At 48.3% G+C, this 17425-nt stretch carries 15 protein-coding genes; 11 read left to right on the top strand and 4 right to left on the bottom strand.

Going from position 1 to position 17425, the window contains the following annotated elements; genetic code table 11:
- Nucleotides 1-69: 69 nt before the first annotated feature.
- Nucleotides 70-2766 carry a two-component sensor histidine kinase BarA gene (gene barA / locus ACFQ1C_RS14010; protein WP_379559291.1) on the bottom strand — a complete coding sequence of 899 codons (2697 nt, stop codon included), beginning with the start codon at nucleotides 2764-2766 and terminating at the stop codon, nucleotides 70-72.
- Between the two features lie 80 nt (nucleotides 2767-2846).
- Here barA and rlmD point away from each other — a divergent pair, with 80 nt between their 5' ends.
- The 5 genes from rlmD (at nucleotide 2847) to ACFQ1C_RS13985 (ending at nucleotide 8820) form a co-directional block, all read left to right on the top strand.
- Nucleotides 2847-4163: a 23S rRNA (uracil(1939)-C(5))-methyltransferase RlmD gene (gene rlmD / locus ACFQ1C_RS14005; RefSeq protein WP_379559290.1), complete on the top strand. Its 1317-nt coding sequence runs from the start codon at nucleotides 2847-2849 to the stop codon at nucleotides 4161-4163.
- 9 nt (nucleotides 4164-4172) lie between these two features.
- Entirely contained in the window at nucleotides 4173-6389 is a 2217-nt protein-coding gene (gene relA, locus ACFQ1C_RS14000) for a GTP diphosphokinase (RefSeq protein WP_379559289.1), read from the top strand.
- A gap of 81 nt (nucleotides 6390-6470) precedes the next feature.
- On the top strand, nucleotides 6471-7274 hold the full coding sequence (gene mazG, locus ACFQ1C_RS13995; protein ID WP_379559288.1) for a nucleoside triphosphate pyrophosphohydrolase: 804 nt from the start codon (nucleotides 6471-6473) through the stop codon (nucleotides 7272-7274).
- An 84-nt stretch (nucleotides 7275-7358) separates the two neighbouring features.
- Nucleotides 7359-8147, top strand: a complete 789-nt coding sequence (locus ACFQ1C_RS13990; RefSeq protein WP_379559287.1) for a tetratricopeptide repeat protein — start codon at nucleotides 7359-7361, stop codon at nucleotides 8145-8147.
- A gap of 226 nt (nucleotides 8148-8373) precedes the next feature.
- The gene (locus tag ACFQ1C_RS13985; RefSeq protein WP_379559286.1) at nucleotides 8374-8820 is read left to right on the top strand and encodes an Rrf2 family transcriptional regulator; all 447 of its coding nucleotides are present in this window, start codon (nucleotides 8374-8376) and stop codon (nucleotides 8818-8820) included.
- Nucleotides 8821-8923: 103 nt separating this feature from the next.
- On the opposite strand, the gene ACFQ1C_RS13980 is transcribed toward ACFQ1C_RS13985, so the two are convergent.
- Together ACFQ1C_RS13980 and ACFQ1C_RS13975 are read right to left on the bottom strand one after the other, a co-directional pair.
- Nucleotides 8924-10189 (bottom strand): HlyC/CorC family transporter, encoded by a 1266-nt coding sequence (locus ACFQ1C_RS13980; protein ID WP_379559285.1) that lies wholly within the window; start codon nucleotides 10187-10189, stop codon nucleotides 8924-8926.
- Between the two features lie 66 nt (nucleotides 10190-10255).
- Nucleotides 10256-11044 (bottom strand): cytochrome C assembly family protein, encoded by a 789-nt coding sequence (locus ACFQ1C_RS13975; protein ID WP_379559284.1) that lies wholly within the window; start codon nucleotides 11042-11044, stop codon nucleotides 10256-10258.
- 144 nt (nucleotides 11045-11188) lie between these two features.
- Between ACFQ1C_RS13975 and ffh the strand changes: the two genes are divergently transcribed.
- The 6 genes from ffh (at nucleotide 11189) to ACFQ1C_RS13945 (ending at nucleotide 16080) form a co-directional block, all read left to right on the top strand.
- The gene (gene ffh / locus ACFQ1C_RS13970; protein ID WP_379559283.1) at nucleotides 11189-12574 is read left to right on the top strand and encodes a signal recognition particle protein; all 1386 of its coding nucleotides are present in this window, start codon (nucleotides 11189-11191) and stop codon (nucleotides 12572-12574) included.
- 210 nt (nucleotides 12575-12784) lie between these two features.
- Nucleotides 12785-13036, top strand: coding sequence for a 30S ribosomal protein S16 (rpsP, locus tag ACFQ1C_RS13965; protein ID WP_379559282.1), 252 nt, complete (start codon nucleotides 12785-12787; stop codon nucleotides 13034-13036).
- A 21-nt stretch (nucleotides 13037-13057) separates the two neighbouring features.
- Nucleotides 13058-13582 (top strand): ribosome maturation factor RimM, encoded by a 525-nt coding sequence (rimM, locus tag ACFQ1C_RS13960; protein ID WP_379559281.1) that lies wholly within the window; start codon nucleotides 13058-13060, stop codon nucleotides 13580-13582.
- 27 nt (nucleotides 13583-13609) lie between these two features.
- Entirely contained in the window at nucleotides 13610-14359 is a 750-nt protein-coding gene (gene trmD, locus ACFQ1C_RS13955) for a tRNA (guanosine(37)-N1)-methyltransferase TrmD (RefSeq protein WP_379559280.1), read from the top strand.
- Nucleotides 14360-14390: 31 nt separating this feature from the next.
- On the top strand, nucleotides 14391-14756 hold the full coding sequence (gene rplS, locus ACFQ1C_RS13950; RefSeq protein ID WP_379559279.1) for a 50S ribosomal protein L19: 366 nt from the start codon (nucleotides 14391-14393) through the stop codon (nucleotides 14754-14756).
- 142 nt (nucleotides 14757-14898) lie between these two features.
- On the top strand, nucleotides 14899-16080 hold the full coding sequence (locus ACFQ1C_RS13945) for an MFS transporter (protein WP_379559278.1): 1182 nt from the start codon (nucleotides 14899-14901) through the stop codon (nucleotides 16078-16080).
- Between the two features lie 91 nt (nucleotides 16081-16171).
- On the opposite strand, the gene mutH is transcribed toward ACFQ1C_RS13945, so the two are convergent.
- Nucleotides 16172-16834: a DNA mismatch repair endonuclease MutH gene (mutH, locus tag ACFQ1C_RS13940; protein WP_379559411.1), complete on the bottom strand. Its 663-nt coding sequence runs from the start codon at nucleotides 16832-16834 to the stop codon at nucleotides 16172-16174.
- Nucleotides 16835-17425: the final 591 nt, after the last annotated feature.

Raw genomic sequence — 17425 nt, 5'->3', positions numbered from 1 at the left:
GTTTTGGAGGTTATCTTTAGCGGATCGCTTACAGCTGAAAGCCTTACCGCTATCTTTTACAGCTATCTTTTATAAATACAGCTTGGCTTCTTCTCGTACCTGAGCAATACGCTCTTCTAGCTCTAGTAGCTCAGGCTCTAGATTTTCTATGGTCTGCTTAGCCAGTAATGCTTTTTCTAACTCTGCCACCAAAGACTGCAACTTAGGGACACCACAATAGGCAGTGCCGCCATGCAACTTATGTAGTGGCGGATAGAGTTGCTGCTCATCCAAATTGCCCGATAAGGCGGCATTGAGTAGAGGACTAAATTCGTCGAAGCTTTGTAACAGTAAGCCGAGCATCTCTTTTGCTAGCGGTAGTTTATTTCCTGCCTGCCTAATGGCGAGTGGCCAGTTTATTTGCCCCTTGGGTTTGGGATGAAGCCCAAGCTGCTTAATGATGTTTGCCAATATAGTTTCGTCTATGGGTTTGGCTAAGTAATCATCCATGCCTTGAAGCATCAAGCGGTCGCGTTCGCCCTCAATGGCATGAGCGGTCACTGCCACTATGGGAGTGCTGGCGTTGGGGCCATTGCCGGTGCGAATTTCTCGGGTGGCCTGAATGCCATCGAGTAGCGGCATCTGTATATCCATAAAGATGATGTCGTACCGGTTGATAGTGGCAAGGTTAAGGGCTTCTTTACCATTTAAGCAGGTGTCTACTTGGCTGACTTGCTCATTGAGCATGGCGCTAATTAACTTCAGGTTAGCTGGGTTATCATCCACAGCCAGCACGCGCAAAGACTGTTTTTCAGCCGGAGGTGCTAAGGTTATCTGCAATAAAGCTTCGGGCTCGATAACGTCTTGCCCTATTAATGCCTGAGCCAGCTTTTGATAATGCACCGGTTTGCTTAGGCACAGCTCGGCTCCTGCATTTACCAGCCCATCGGCGAGAGTGGGGTCGGTAGAGCTTAGCAGTACTACCACTTTGTGATGTTGTGCTATTTGCTGGCGAATACCTTGCTCTATTTGGCTGGGCAGCGCATTAGGATTAAAGCCAAGTAGTACACAGTCGATAGTGGTATTGGCGTTGGGCTCGTGCAGCACTTGTACTCCCCATTCTCGTAGCAAAGCCGTGGTAGCGCGACGGCTAAAGTTATCTTCTTCGAGATAGAGTACGGCCTTATGACTGAGCTCGTTTAATGGTAGGGGCTCTGCCAAAGACAAAGCGGCGCGATTAAACTCAAGTGTAAAGCTAAACACCGAGCCGGTGCCGAGCTCAGAGTGCAACTCTATTCCCCCGGCCATTTGGTGCACCAGCTTTTGGGTGATCACTAGCCCCAAGCCGGTACCGCCATAGCGCCGCGAAATACTGGAGTCCGCCTGATTAAACGCCTGAAATAGCAGGCGGCGTTGGCTGTCAGAAATACCAATACCGGTATCTTGCACGTGAATATGCAGCGCGGCCTTATTGGGCTGGCTTGCTGGGCGGGCGTCTACTCGCACATCTACGTTGCCCTGCTCGGTAAACTTAACCGCATTGCCCACCAAGTTGGTGACGATTTGCTGTAGCCGTAAAGAGTCACCAATTAAACCGTCTTGCACGGCGGCGTCTACGCGTAATGATAGCTCTAGGCCTTTATCGTGGGCGCTGGGCGCGAGCAGCGTCATTACTTCCTGCAGGCTGTCGCGCAGCGAAAACGGAATTTGCTCCATTTTCAATTTTCCCGCCTCTAACTTCGAGAAGTCGAGAATGTCATTAATGATGCCCAGTAGATTCTCTGCCGATCTTTCAATTGTCTTAAGGTAATCAAGTTGGTTGGCGGTGAGCCGTGTTTTTTGCAGCTGGCGGGCGAAGCCGATAACGCCATTAAGCGGGGTACGCAATTCGTGGGACATATTGGCCAAAAATTCGGTTTTAACCCGCGCTGCTTCTTGGGCACGTTTTTTCGCCATATCCAGTTCAATGTTCTGGATTTCTATCTGCTCCAGCGTTTCTCGTAGATCTGAGGTTGCCTGATCGATATTTTGCTGCATTTCTTCATGGTATTCAGACAAGGACTTGGCCATGGCATTAATGCCATCTTTTAGCATTTCCATTTCACCGGTAAACTCACCGTTAACCCGAGTATCGAGCCGCCCCTCACGAATTTTGTAAACAGCGCTTACCATGTCGGTGATTGGTTGCGATACGCCTCGGATCAGCCGCACGCCAAATAAAGCACTCATGCCCACGCCCAGCAGTACGATCAAACCGGCAAAAAAGCTGTCTTTATAATGCACCAGCATGGCGGAGTCATTGGTCAGTTGCATCGCTATGTAGCCGATAGGGATGGCTGACACATCTTCCCAAGAAGAGTCGGTTTGAATATTGTCGGTCAGCACAGGGGTACGCAAAATAATGCCATGCTCGCCACTCTCTACCTCGGTCGAACGAGGTATAGGGATGCCCTCGGGTAGGCGTAGCAGATTAAAGTCGCGATGATAATTTGAGGTGACCAACAATCTCCCTTGCTCGTCAAATAAGGCAATGGATTTAATGAGCGGGCTGTTATTGCGGTGAATATTGCTCAGTAGACGATTTAGCGACTCGCGATTACGACTGGTTAATGCCAGCTCGCTGGCGAGCGCCATGGGCTCGATCACATTGACGCCTTGACGAGTCAAGGCTTCTTCTAATTGCTGATAACGGCTCACGGAAAAGTAACCGGCCAAAAAAATGCCGATCAGCAGGGTGGGTATTATGGTATAAGCGAGTATTCTAGCTCGCAGGCCGTATTTGGTCATAGTTTGCTAATGTGGGACAATGCGTGCATCGAATCAACAGATGCTTATGATGACATAGCCGCTACGAGGGCTCCACGTTTATGGTTCAGTTCTTTAAGGAAAGTAAACCCAAACCCCAGAACCAACCGCTGTTGGACGTGGCCGTCGTCGATGTAAATATGCACGGCGTTGGCGTAGCTCGCTACCAGGGACGACCATTACTGGTGCCCGGGGCGTTAAAAGGCGAGCAGGTTCGGGTTAGATTGGATGTACAAAATAATAAATACCAAACGGCCAATTTGATTAAGGTACTTAAGCCTGCGGCAACACGACAGAAGCCTTTTTGTCGTTACGTACGCGATTGTGGGGGGTGCTCGCTGCAGCACATGCCGGCAGATGATCAGCGAACGTTAAAAGCCGATGCGGTGCGCCGACTCTTTGCTCGCCAAGGTATAGATCAGTTGCCCGAGCTCACATGGTTAGAGCAACCACAAACCCAAGAATATCGACGAGCGGCACGATTGGCTATTCGCCTGCAAGGAAAAGGCGTGGCACTGGGCTTTAGGCAGAGTCAGTCTCATCAATTGGTCGAAATTGAACACTGTGGCGTATTACGCCCTGCGTTATCGGAGCTAATTACTCCGTTGCGCCAGTTGCTAAATCAGCTAAAAGCGCTAAAGCAACTAGGCCATGTGGAGTTATATGACGCAGCAGAAGGTGTGGCTTTGTTGTTGCGTCATACCGGCACTCTGCCACCACGCGATTTGGAGTTACTGCTGTCGTTTGCGCAAACTAAACATGTGGCGCTGTTTTTACAAGGTGATACTGGACGTCGGCCTTTACATGTTCCTTTTTCACTTTATTATCAGATAGATAATATCAAGCTCTCTTTTACACCTGGTGATTTTATTCAAATTAACGCCGCCCTTAATGGGCAAATGGTCAGTCAGGCGCAGGCATGGCTGGCGGCCGAACCGGGTGTGCCGATACTGGATTTGTTTTGTGGTATCGGTAATTTCTCTCTTCCACTGGCGGCGGCAGGTAACCCCGTTATTGGAGTAGAAGGAGTGATGGAGATGGTGGAGCAGGCGCGGGGAAATGCCGAAGATAATAACCTGTCACATGCTTCATTTTATCGAACCGACTTAGCGAGCGACTTTACCCAAGAGCCTTGGGCTAGCGAAGGCTTTGAGCACGTGTTGTTGGATCCGGGGCGCGCCGGTGCCGAGCAGGTGATGCCTTATTTGTGTCAAATGGCTGCTAAGCGATTGCTGTATGTTTCGTGTAATCCGGTGACGTTGGCCCAAGACAGCCAAGTGTTACTGGCGGCGGGATACCAGCTTACACGGATGTGCTTAATCGATATGTTTCCCCATACGGCACACTGCGAAGCAATGGCTTTATTTGAACTTAGTTAAGGGGTAGTTATGGTTGCAGTACGCAATACTCATCTCACAGTTAACTTTAGCCTAGATGAATGGGCGAGTAGTTTGCCGTTTACGGCTGACGAGCAGGCACAACTGAAAGCGCTTTATGAGTATTGTTTGCAGCTCAAAGCTCCGAGGGAAACCTTGCCGCAACTTCAAGCGCAAGGGATAGAAATGGTCGGCATTTTACTGACGCTGAGTATGGATATCGACACCATAAAAGCGGCTTTTCTCTACCCGTTTCTTGAACATAATCATCTCACGTTAGCGCAGGTCACCACCGATTTTGGCTCGACCATTAGCCGACTGTTGCAGGGCGTAGTCGACATGGAAGCGATTCGCTCGCTGCAGCATGTGCATGGCGATAGCAGTTCTGAAGTGCAGGTTGACCGCGTTCGCCGCATGCTGATGGCGATGGTGGAAGATGTGCGCGCCGTGGTTATTAAGCTAGCAGAGCGTATTAGCTGCCTGCGAGAATTAAAAAGTTACGACGAAGAAACGCGAGTACTGGTGGCCAAAGAAATTGCCAATATTTATGCGCCACTGGCTAATCGTTTAGGTATTGGTCAGCTTAAATGGGAGTTAGAAGACCTTTCATTTCGCTATTTACACCCAGAAACCTATAAATTAATTGCTAAATTATTACATGAAAAGCGCCTTGCACGAGAAGCGTATATTGATGATTTTGTACAAGGTTTAAAGTCTGCTTTTGCCGAGGCGGGTGTAGTTGCCGAAGTGTATGGACGACCTAAGCACATTTACAGTATTTGGCGCAAAATGCAGAAGAAAAATCTGGAATTTGATGAACTGTTTGATGTGCGAGCGGTGCGTGTGGTTACTCAGCACCTGCAAGATTGTTATGGTGCGTTAGGGGTAGTGCACACCCAGTGGCGGCATATTCCTCGTGAGTTTGACGATTACGTGGCAAACCCTAAGCCCAATGGCTACCAGTCGATTCACACAGTGGTGATTGGCCCTGAAGGAAAAACAGTTGAAATTCAGATCCGTACCGACCAAATGCACCAAGATGCAGAGTTGGGTGTGGCGGCGCACTGGAAATATAAAGAAGGCAGCAGTGGTGGCACTAAGCAAAGTGGCTTTGAGGATAAGATAGCGTGGCTAAGAAAGCTGCTCGCGTGGCAAGAAGATATGGCCGAAAGCGGGTCCTTAGTGGATGAGCTGCGCAGCCAAGTGTTCGAAGACCGCGTGTACGTGTTTACGCCGAAAGGCGAAGTGGTGGATATGCCATTAGGCGCCACGCCGCTTGATTTTGCTTATTACATCCACAGTCAAGTAGGGCATCGTTGCATTGGTGCCAAAATAGATGGCCGTATCGTGCCTTTTACTTACCAGCTACAAACCGGCGATCAGGTCGAAGTGATTACCCAGAAACAGCCTAATCCTAGCCGCGACTGGATGAACCCAAATCAGGGCTTTTTACGCACTAGCCGAGCTCGGGCTAAGGTGGGTACTTGGTTTAAGAAACAAGATCGCGATAAAAACATTATTGCCGGTCGAGAAGTGTTAGAAAAAGAGCTGGATCGATTAGGGTTGGCTTTTTCTTCGTTAAACAAAGTAGTGCTCGAGCGCTTTAATGTGGCGCACCTCGACGACCTGCTAGCAGGTGTTGGTGGTGGCGACTTGCGTATTAACCAGTTGCTGAACTTTTTACAAGCACAATACAAAAAGCCGACTAGCGCCGAAGAAGATGAAGCGGCACTGCGCCAGCTTGAGTTAAAAGTAGCTAAAAAATCACTGGTCAGCACCAGTAAAGATCATGTGGTAGTACAAGGTGTTGGCAACTTGCTGACCAGTATTGCCCGTTGTTGCCAGCCAATACCGGGGGATGAAATTGTCGGCTTTATTACCCAAGGTCGCGGTATTTCGATTCACCGCAACGACTGCGAGCAATTAAAAGAATTACAAAGCCAACATCCCGAGCGAGTAGTAGATGCGGTATGGGGTGAGAATAATGCGGGGGGCTATCAGCTAACCCTGCGGGTGGTGGCGAGTGATCGTTCTGGGCTGTTGCGCGATATCACCACTATTTTGGCCAACGAAAAAATCAATGTCACCGAATTCAGCAGCCGTGCCAATCGCAAGCAACAAACCGCCACCATGGATATGGAGCTAAAAATTTATAACATCGACACCCTAAATCGCGCTCTAGCCAAAATCAGCCAGCTGCCTGATATTATCGAAGCGAAGCGATTATAAAAAGCAGCGCCGAGCGCCCGGCGCCAAGTACCCAGCTAAAGCGGCCTCTACAAAAGATGGCATATATGCAATAGGATTTTTATGAAGCAGGAACGTTACTCGCTGGATGATTTACTCGCCATTATGGCCGCGCTAAGGGATCCGGTTAGCGGTTGCCCGTGGGATAAAAAGCAGAACTTTGCCAGCATAGTGCCGCATACCATAGAAGAAGCTTATGAAGTGGCAGATACCATTACTCGAAATGCGTTAAATGAATTACCTGGGGAGCTGGGTGACTTGTTATTTCAAGTGGTATTTTATGCTCAGCTTGGTAAAGAGCAGGCGCTGTTTGATTTTAATGATGTGGTGCAAGCGGTTAGCGAAAAGCTGGTGCGCCGCCATCCCCACGTGTTTGGCGACAGTCAGTTTGTCAATGAAGCCGAAGTGAAAGCCAACTGGGAGCAGACTAAAGCACAAGAACGCCAAGCACTAGATGCTAGTGCCACTAGTGTATTGGATGGTATTCCCCGCAACCTGCCGGCATTAACGCGCGCTAACAAAATACAAAAACGCTGCTCAGCCGTGGGCTTTGACTGGCGTGAGTTACCGCCCGTTATCGACAAGATCTATGAAGAGCTAGACGAAGTGATGGCCGAGCTTAAGCAGACTGATCAAGATGAAGACCGTATTGCCGATGAGCTGGGCGATGTATTGTTTGCTTGTGTTAATTTGGTGCGTCATCTTAAAAAAGATCCCGAGGCAGTACTGCGCGGTGCCAATGATAAATTTGAACGCCGTTTTCGGACGGTAGAGCACGCATTACATACCGATGGTAAAGACGCCCGAGATTGCAGCCTAGCTGAACTAGACGGCTATTGGCGGCAAGCCAAAATTGAGCAAGGCTGAAACAATGTGAAGAGTAAAGCGGATGAGGTCCTTCCCATTACTTCTGTTTTTTACCCTTCACCCTTCACTTATCGAGGAACGTCAATGACACGTTTATGCGGATTATTATGGCTTTGCTTGAGCCTGTCGGTGCAGGCAGCTGAAGAAGCGGTTACGGCGGGCGAGGCGGTAACGGAAAAAGTGAAGGCAACGGCCCCAGACACGGGCGCAGAAAAAGTGAAAAATTCGACTGTTGAACCGGCGAGCACGATGCCGATAACGTCTGACTCTGCAGGCGTCGCTGAATTAGCACCAAGCGAACCAGAGGAAGAAAGTCTGCGAGCGATTCCTTTGTATGAAGAATATGAATTGCTTGAATGGATTAATGCCAACCGCCACCTAGATCGGGTGCGAGACCAAGATAACTGCCAGTTAGTACAAGATATAGAAGCCCGAGCTGAGGTGTTACGCTTGCCGGCCTATCAGTTTTTATGGGGAGACATGTTGGCGTGGGGCGTGTGCGTACCCCAGCAATCTCGCCGGGGGGTAAGCATGATGTGGAAAGCCGCAGACCAAGGCTTACCGGCGGCGTTAGAGCAGTTGGGGCGTTATTACTATCAAGGTATCTTGGTGCAGCAAAATCGCGAGCGGGCGGCGCCGCTGATGCAAGAAGCGGCAGGCCTAGGGTTAGAAAAAGCTCAATTTACTTGGGCGCGCTGGTTATTGAATGGGAGTGGTAGCCCACTTGATTATCCCCAAGCCTATTTATGGCTAAAAGAAGTGGTGATTACCGATAAAAAGCAGCACCAAGAAGTAGATCGGCTCAGCGCTGCCTTGGCGGCAAAAATGCCACCGAGTAAGGTAAAAGAATTGAATAGTCGGCTGTTGTTTTAAGCTTGATGCTCTATTGATCTTTAGCCGAACCCGTAGGGTTTCAAAAATCATTACGAGAGGTCAACAGACCCTAGTATTAGTGCTATTCTGGGCGGCTTACTTTGGTGGTAAGCCGTATGATTTGCCTACACTCGTAACTGTTCATCACCAATATATTATAATGGCACGCATATAAAGCAGTAATGTGTGCTGTACCATATTTTTAGCTCATTCAGGATATGCCAACATGAAGTTGACCACCTATACCGATTTTGGTCTAAGAACCTTGATGTATTTGGCAACTTTGCCCGAGGGAAAGCTGACTAGCGTTGCCCATGTGTCCGAGGTGTATAAGATATCGCGCAACCATTTGGTCAAAGTCGTTAACCAACTAGCGCGAGAAGGGTATATCCGCGCTATACGAGGCAAAAATGGCGGCATCTGCCTAGCTCGCTCTCCTGGCGATATTAATGTGGGGCAAGTGATCCGTTCGTTAGAAACGAATATAAAAGGTATAGACTGCGGTAGTCCGGCCTGTTATTTGGTGCGGATATGTCGTTTGAAAGACGCACTAAAACAGGCCATGGACGCCTTTTTGCGGGTAATGGACAGTTACACTTTGGCAGATCTTATCGGCAATAGAGATGAGCTAATGGTCATCTTCAGCGAGTTAGAGCCTGAAAAAAAGCCGTAAACCCTCCGGGCCGCTTTGCGCCGTACGCTATAAGCCAACAATGATGGTGTGGCTTTTAACTTACCGCGTAAAGCGTATAGCGTAACTGTTCCCCTCTTACGACCTACTTAAAGTAATGCGGTAGTACGCGTACTAGTTTTACCATGTTATTTTCTACATCGAGAATTTCAATGGGATAACCCGCGACACGTAAGCAGATATTGGCTTCGGGAATGTCTTCTAAATACTCGATGATCAAACCGTTAAGCGAACGAGGGCCGTCGTTGGGTAATAACCAGCCCAATTCTTTATTGATGTCGCGAATACTGGCCGAACCCTCGATGAGGTAAGAGCCGTCATCCTGTGGTTTGATCTCCTCACTTAAGGTGGGGCTGATGGTGGTGGTAAAATCGCCCACTATTTCTTCTAAAATATCATCTAACGTCACCAGTCCCTGAATATCACCGTATTCATCCACGATAATGCCAATGCGCTCTTTATTTCGCTGAAATTTCACCAGTTGCACATTAAGCGGGGTGGCTTCAGGAATGTAATACAACTCACGCAAAGCACGCATTAGGCTCGATTTGCTAAATTCATCTTTGGCCAACAGGCGCAGTGCATCGCGGGCATGAATAAAGCCCAAGGCATCGTCGATATTATCGCGATATAACAATACTTTAGTATGCGGGCTTTGCATTAAGCGGCGGCTGATGGTTTTCCAATCTTGAGTGACGTCTATGCCGTAAATTTCATTGCGGGGGACCATAATGTCATCCACAGTGACTTTTTCTAGGTCCAAAATGGACACCAGCATATCTTGGTGACGACGAGGGATCAGGGCACCTGCTTCGTTTACTATGGTGCGCAGCTCTTCTGAGCTAATGGCATTGTCTTCCTGGCCGTGAGGGTTGATACGAAACAACCGTAATAAGCCATTGGAGATGGCATTAATCATCCATACCGCAGGATATAACAACACCATTAGGGGCTTGAGCAGCAAAGAGGCGGGAAAGGCCACTCGCTCTGGGTAAAGTGCAGCTAATGTTTTGGGCGTGACTTCGGCAAAAATAAGTACCACTATCGTTAAGCCGACGGTGGCAACCACCACGCCATAGTCACCAAATAAGCGTATGGCGATTAATGTAGCAATGGCTGAAGCCAGAATATTAACCAAATTATTGCCGATTAAAATCAGGCCAATTAAACGGTCTGGACGTGATAAAAGCTTTTCGACTCTAAGAGCAGACTTGTTGTTACTTTGTGCTAAATGCCGCAACCGATAACGGTTCAGCGACATCATGCCGGTTTCTGAACTCGAAAAAAAAGCCGAAATAAAAAGTAGTGCTATCAGGATACCACCAAGGGTACCCGTGGATATTTCGTCCAAGCAGACCGTCCTGTGTCATAAAAATTAATTAAGTACTAAGGCTTTAAGCGCACGCTGTCAAGTGGATTACCTCAACAGTACCTCGCGCACAAAACGACTGCCAAAATAGGCAAGCGTCAATAGTAGGCTACCGGCAACGCTGGTCCAAATAACCTTGCGGCCCCGCCAGCCAAGGCGATGATGTCCCCAGAGTAAACCGACATACACACACCAAGCAACAATAGTGATAATTGCTTTATGAGCTTTACCTGGACTGAACATTTCTTGTAAAAAGAACAGGCCAGAAGAAATAGACAGCGTAAGCAGCACCACACCCACAAAAATAAGCCGAAACAAATAGCGCTCTATGGTCATGAGCGGCGGCATGGCAGGCAGATTGGAAAGTTTGTGATTTTTTAGTCGATGATTCAGAAAGCCCAGCAAAATAGCTAACAGCGAGGCAATGGCCAGCAGCGAGTAAGACATTAGCCCTAGGCCAATGTGCAATAACACTTCAGGTCGAGTTTCCAGATACATGCTGTAATAGCTAGGCAGCAACACATCGGCTGCCAGTAATATACCGGCAAAGCCATAGACCAGTGGCATCAATAGCCAGATATTAAAGCGAGTGACCAGTAAGGTCATGAGTACACAAATAATGAGGCTAACTAAAGACGCCACATTTAACATGCTCAAATTTTGCCCGGGCACTAAAACCACAGAGTCGAACAACCATAAGCCATGCAGCAACATGGCGCACAGTGCAGCTAACAGGCTATAGTAGCGTCTATTGCTCTGGGGATTAAGCATGTTATGCACACAAGCGAAGGCCGCTAATAGATAAAATGCCATCGCCAAAACAGCAAGCAATTTCATAATTAATTTAAGCCATTAATCGTTTAAATGAGAAGAGTTGTCAGTATACCCTTAACACAAAGCATATCGCTACCCAAGCTCACTTAAGTTCAGTCGATAACTTGGGTATACTAGAAGTAATTTTCGCTAATTGCGGGCTACATCATGTTTGAAAATCTTACCGAAAGACTATCGCACACCCTGAAGAACATCAGTGGTCGCGGTCGTTTGACCGAAGACAATATCAAAGACACCCTGCGTGAAGTACGCATGGCTTTATTAGAAGCCGACGTGGCATTGCCGGTGGTACGAGAGTTCGTTAACCGTGTAAAAGAGCGCGCGGTCGGCCAAGAGGTTTCTAAATCTCTGAGCCCAGGACAGGCCTTCATTAAAATAGTGAATGCTGAACTGGTATCGGTGATGGGCGAGGCCAACGAGGGGCTGAATCTATCGGTGACACCGCCGGCAGTGATCCTGATGGCAGGCTTACAAGGGGCGGGTAAAACCACCTCGGTGGGTAAGCTGGCCAAGTACTTAAAAGAGCAACACAAGAAAAAAGTACTGGTGGTGAGTGTCGACGTCTATCGTCCTGCGGCCATCAAGCAGCTAGAAACCTTGGCCGCCGATCTGGGAGTAGAGTGCTTCCCCAGTAATATTGAGCAGAAGCCAGTAGATATCGGGCGCAATGCGCTGGATTACGGTCGCAAACAATTCTTCGACGTCTTGCTGGTGGATACTGCCGGTCGCTTGCACGTTGATGAAGCCATGATGGATGAAATTAAGCAGCTTCATGAGGCTATTAATCCGATAGAAACCCTGTTTGTGGTCGATGCCATGACGGGGCAAGATGCGGCCAATACGGCTAAAGCCTTTAGTGAAGCGCTGCCATTAACCGGTGTGATACTGACCAAGGCCGACGGTGATGCCCGTGGTGGTGCTGCGTTGTCAGTTCGCCACATTACTGGTAAGCCGATTAAATTTATCGGTATGGGCGAAAAAATTGATGCCCTCGAGCCATTCCATCCCGAACGTATTGCTTCGCGCATCTTGGGCATGGGAGATATGTTGTCGCTGATCGACCAAATGGAGCGATCGGTCGATAAAGGCAAAGCCGCCGAAATGGCGCAGAAGTTGAAAAAAGGCAAAGGCTTCGACTTAGAAGACTTTCGCGATCAGCTGGCGCAAATGCGTAGCATGGGCGGTATGGCGAGCTTGATGGATAAGTTGCCGGGCATGGGAAAATTACCCGATAATGTAAAAGATCAGGTAAACGACAAGCTAACCGTACGCATGGAAGCCATTATTGGCTCTATGACCCCAAAAGAGCGCCGTCATCCCGATTTAATTAAAGGTTCACGCAAGCGCCGTATTGCTATGGGGGCTGGCACCGAAGTGCAGGAAGTAAATAAGTTGCTGAAGCAATTTACCCAGATGCAAAAAATGATGAAAAAGATGTCAGGTAAAGGCGGCATGCGCAAAATGATGGGCCAAATGAAAGGCATGATGGGCCCCGGTGGCATGGGCGGCGGCGGCGGACGCGGCCCTTTCTAAAGTATCGTCTGAGGGCCTGAGTCTTCTCGCGCGAGACAGGCTTAGACTGATAACGGGTCTTATCCTTGTACCTATGCCCTCGATATAGGCTGTAGGCGAGCACCAATATGGTTGCATTGTCATCGCATTGGAGTACAATTGCGCAGCTTATTTTAAGCCAAGGTTCGCACTGTCTGCGGACCTTGTTTGTTTCAGTATATAGAGGACGATATGGTAACCATTCGTTTACAACGTGGTGGCGCAAAAAAGCGTCCGTTCTACCAGGTAGTTGTTGCAGATAGCCGTTATGCTCGCGATGGCCGTTTCATCGAGAAAGTAGGTTTCTTCAACCCTATTGCTTCTGGCCAAGCAGAAAAATTGCGTTTGGACCTAGAGCGCATCAACCATTGGGTTGGTCAAGGCGCAACTGTGTCTGAGCGTGTAGCAAAATTGGTAAAAGACGCAAATAAAGCTGCGGCTTAAGTTTTAAGGTAGGGAATTAAAGTGAGCGAACCTGTAGTTGTAGGCCAACTGGGCGCCGTTTACGGCATTAAAGGTTGGTTGAAGGTCAACTCCTTTACCGACCAACCAGAAGGCATTTTTGATTATCGGCCTTGGCTGATGAAAGACGGTAGCGGTGGCTGGCGTGAAATTCAGGTAACTGGATGGAAGCGTCATGGTAAGGGTTTGATTTGCAAACTGATTGATATCGATCAGCGCGAAGAAGCTCAACTGCTAACCGGCACCGACATTGCGGTGAATGCAGCCTCTTTTGTTGCATTACCTAATGACGAGTTCTACTGGCGCGATCTGATCGGGTGTCAGGTGAAAAACATCAAAGGCTATGATTTTGGCCAGGTGTTTCAGCTGATGGAAACCGGCTCTAACGACGTGTTAGTAGTAAAAGCGAATGCCAACGACGCTTTTGGTCAACGTGAACGGCTAATCCCCTTCGTGGATGACCAAGTGATAAAGTCTGTAAATATTGCAGAGCGCATCATTGAAATTGATTGGGATCCGGATTTTTAACTCAAGTCGAATTGCGCGGAGAAAATCATGTGGATAGGGGTTGTTAGCCTCTTCCCGGAGATGTTCCGGGCAGTATCTGACTATGGAGTAACCGGGCGGGCCGTTAAAGATGGCCTGCTGACATTTGAATGCTGGAATCCACGGGATTTCACTCGGGACAAACACCGCACTGTCGACGACAGACCCTATGGGGGCGGACCCGGGATGCTGATGATGGTTCAGCCACTGCGCGACGCAATAGCGGCAGCGCGGCAAGCGGCGGGCGAGGGGGCTAAAGTTATTTATCTTTCTCCTCAAGGTCGTAAACTGGATCAACAAGGCGTAACCGAGCTGGTAACCAATAAGAAGCTTATTCTGGTGGCCGGTCGGTATGAAGGTGTGGACGAGCGTATAATTCAAGCCGATGTTGATGAAGAATGGTCGGTAGGTGATTATGTGCTCAGTGGTGGTGAATTGCCGGCTATGGTGCTGGTGGATGCGGTAGCCCGTTTGGTTCCCGGCGTCCTCGGTGACATGGCAAGTGCCGAACAAGACTCTTTTACGGAAGGCTTGTTAGATCATCCTCACTATACGCGCCCTGAACAACTGGCGGGAATGGCCGTTCCTAAAGTGTTGTTGAGTGGCCACCACGCCGATGTGGACCGTTGGAGAATGCAGCAGTCGTTGGGCCGCACTTGGTTAAGAAGGCCGGAGCTTTTAAACAACCTAGCTCTGACTGACGAGCAAGAGCAACTTCTTGCCCAATTCATTCGCGAACATCGTGAATCGAAACAGTAGAGTTTTCAGTTTACCCTAGGTAAGGAATATCATGAGCACCATAATTAAGCAGATTGAAGACGAACAACTACGTACCGACCTCCCTGAGTTCAACCCAGGTGATACCGTACGTGTACTAGTACGCGTTGCAGAGGGCGGAAAAGAGCGTCTACAGGCTTACGAAGGCGTAGTAATTGCCAAGCGTAACCGTGGCCTGCACTCTGCTTTTACCGTACGTAAAATATCTAACGGTGAAGGCGTAGAACGTACTTTCCAGACTCACAGCCCGTTGATTGGCAGCGTAGAACTGAAGCGTCGTGGCGCCGTACGTCGCGCGAAACTGTACTACTTGCGTGAGCGTTCAGGTAAATCAGCTCGTATTAAAGAGCGTTTAGTAGCACGCGGCAGCAAGAAGTAATAAGCCGTCCGGTTGTGTCAAAAGGCCCGCATTTGCGGGCCTTTTTGTTATGGGTTGGTGAGGGGTAAGGTATGAAGTGTTAGGGGGGATCCCCTGACTATTTACACCTCACTCCTCACGCTTTTTAAGATAAGGAGTTTACATGCCTATTACAGTTTGGGGTCTGGCGGTGGCTCAGGCGTTATTAATGTCGGGTAATATTCTGCTGGTGTCCATCTCGGCACTGGTGGGGCAAGAGTTGGCTGTACATCCCGCATTGATCACGCTGCCCATTGCTTGTCAGTTTTTAGGCTTAATTACCGCTACCTTACCGGCCGCTCATCTAATGCAAAAACTGGGTCGAAAAACGGGCTTTGTGTTGGGTAATATTATCGGTTTGTTAGGGACTTGGGTGGCCCTTCAGGGATTAGTTGCGAGTAGCTTAGCTGTCTTTGCGCTAGGCACCTTTCTAATTGGTATTGCCATTGGTGTGGGCCAACAATATCGCTTTGCGGCACTGGAAGCCTGTGCTCCACCGCTACATTCACGCGCTATCAGTATTGTCATGGCCGGAGGGGTGTTAGCGGCTATTATCGGGCCTAATTTGGCCATATTATCTCAAAACTGGCATGCTGCCAGCCCCTACGCGGGGGCTTTTTATGGGCTGTTTGCCCTCTATGTATTAGCGCTGTTATTAATTGTGTTGCTGCCACTTCCTAAACCAACCATCAGCGCAGTAAAAAGCGAGATCAGAAGTTACCGCGAATTGTTTCGCCAGCCGCTACTCATGGCTGCGGTAGCATCGGGTATGATTGGTTATGGCATTATGGTGTTGATCATGACCGCCACACCATTAGCCATGAACCATGATCAACACGACTTTAACGCCACCGCCTATGTTATCCAATGGCATGTACTGGGCATGTTTGTACCTTCTTTTTTTACCGGTAGTTTAATCCGACGCTTTACCACTCGTCGGGTCATTTTATGGGGCTGCGGCGCCTTATTGCTGAGTATTGCTGTCAACTTAACGGGTCAGGGTTTTTGGCATTATTGGTGGGGGTTACTGTTGCTGGGCGTAGGTTGGAACTTTACCTTTATTGGCGCCACCCATCTGCTGACCTTTAGTTATCAGCCGGCAGAAAAAGCCAAGGTACAGGGCATTAATGAGTTCTGTGTGTTTTCTGCTGCGGCATTAGGCAGTATGTTTGCCGGACAAGGGCTCGTGATACTCGGCTGGGCATGGCTTAACTTATTCGCCATTCCCTGGATCCTTATCGTAACTTTATTGATCTGGCGACTGAAAGAACAAACGCCCAGCGCAGCTGTCAGCGATCAGCCGTAAGCTGAAAACCATATTTTGTAGCCGCTGCACGGCATCGACAGACAACACCGGTTTTTTGTTGAGCTTGGCGCCTGGTGCTGGGCGCTGTCACTTACAACATAAAATGTTGGGCCAAGATGGACGCGGTGAATTGTGTCTTTAAATAAAAACCGCGCGGCAGGGTCATAATTGGTTGGCCGTGCTCGCCAATAGCCTCCGTTAGCGCGCGGCTGTTGGCGGCCTTAGGTCTTAATTGCAATACCTGACCGTGCTTGGCACTGATGCTTTGTACCTGTCCTAGGCTTATCAACTCCATGATCTCTTCCCAGTCTTGACGTAGTAATTCTTCTTGTTCTGCATTTGGTTGCCAGAGTATAGGCTGGCCTATGATCCTGTCACCGGGAGCCAAACTACGTTCCCCAATAATAGGGATCCACAACACGCAAGATAACTTGTTGTAAACATTCGAGTCTTGCCAACGTAAACCACTGATACCGATCAGGGGAGCTACACTAACAAAGGTGGTTTCCAATGGTTTACCTCGGCTGTCTATCGGGATCGTTTTAAGCTCCACGCCTAACTCGGGAAAGTCTTGTTCGGGCTTAGATCCGGCACTGGCACCTAACGCTAACTCCAGTAATTGGCCGATCCAGCCTTTGTCTCGTCGCAGATTGGGCGGAGTGACCACAGAGAGCATATTTGCCAGTTCACCTAGCGACAATCCGGCCAGTTGCTCAGCATTATTTAATAAAGCAGAGATAGATGCGGGGCTCATTATTGAGTTGTTCAAAATATCACCAATTGCTTACCGAAATGTTAATGCTGACTAATAAGCCAGTAAATAATATAAGTTGTTGATTTTAATGTGCTTATAGTGAGCTTCTTGCCGTGTTTTTTAGTAACAGCATCATATAGCGCTTTTACTCAACTATAAACAGGCTGCTGCACAGCCTTATCCACAGAAATTCTGTATAACTACTGTTAATCACAACGTGGCTATTTTACCTCAAGCAAAACCTGAATAAATCGTATTTATTTTTGCTCATCGCTGCTTTATTTAGCAAGACTCTGTGGATAACTTATTTGTGGTTGTTTTTTGTACAGCTAAACTTGCTAACAGTGAGCATATTTTTACATGGCCTGTGAAATGATCCAGTAGGATCCTTTTTTTTGTTTTTAACTGTTTGATTATTAAGGGTTATATATTTTTATATTAGTTGTCTTTAAGGTGTATTCATCGGCGGTTATAAGATAAGATCTCAAGCTATACAGCCTTTATCACAAGCTTATCCACACATTTTGGGGAAAGCGGCGCAGCATGAATTCTTTTTTTGTTTATAACTATTGACAAAAACATAAGTTATTC

It is taken from the genome of Oceanisphaera ostreae, assembly GCF_042676125.1.
Lineage (GTDB): Bacteria > Pseudomonadota > Gammaproteobacteria > Enterobacterales > Aeromonadaceae > Oceanimonas > Oceanimonas ostreae.
This window is presented reverse-complemented; position numbering and strand designations above follow the sequence as displayed.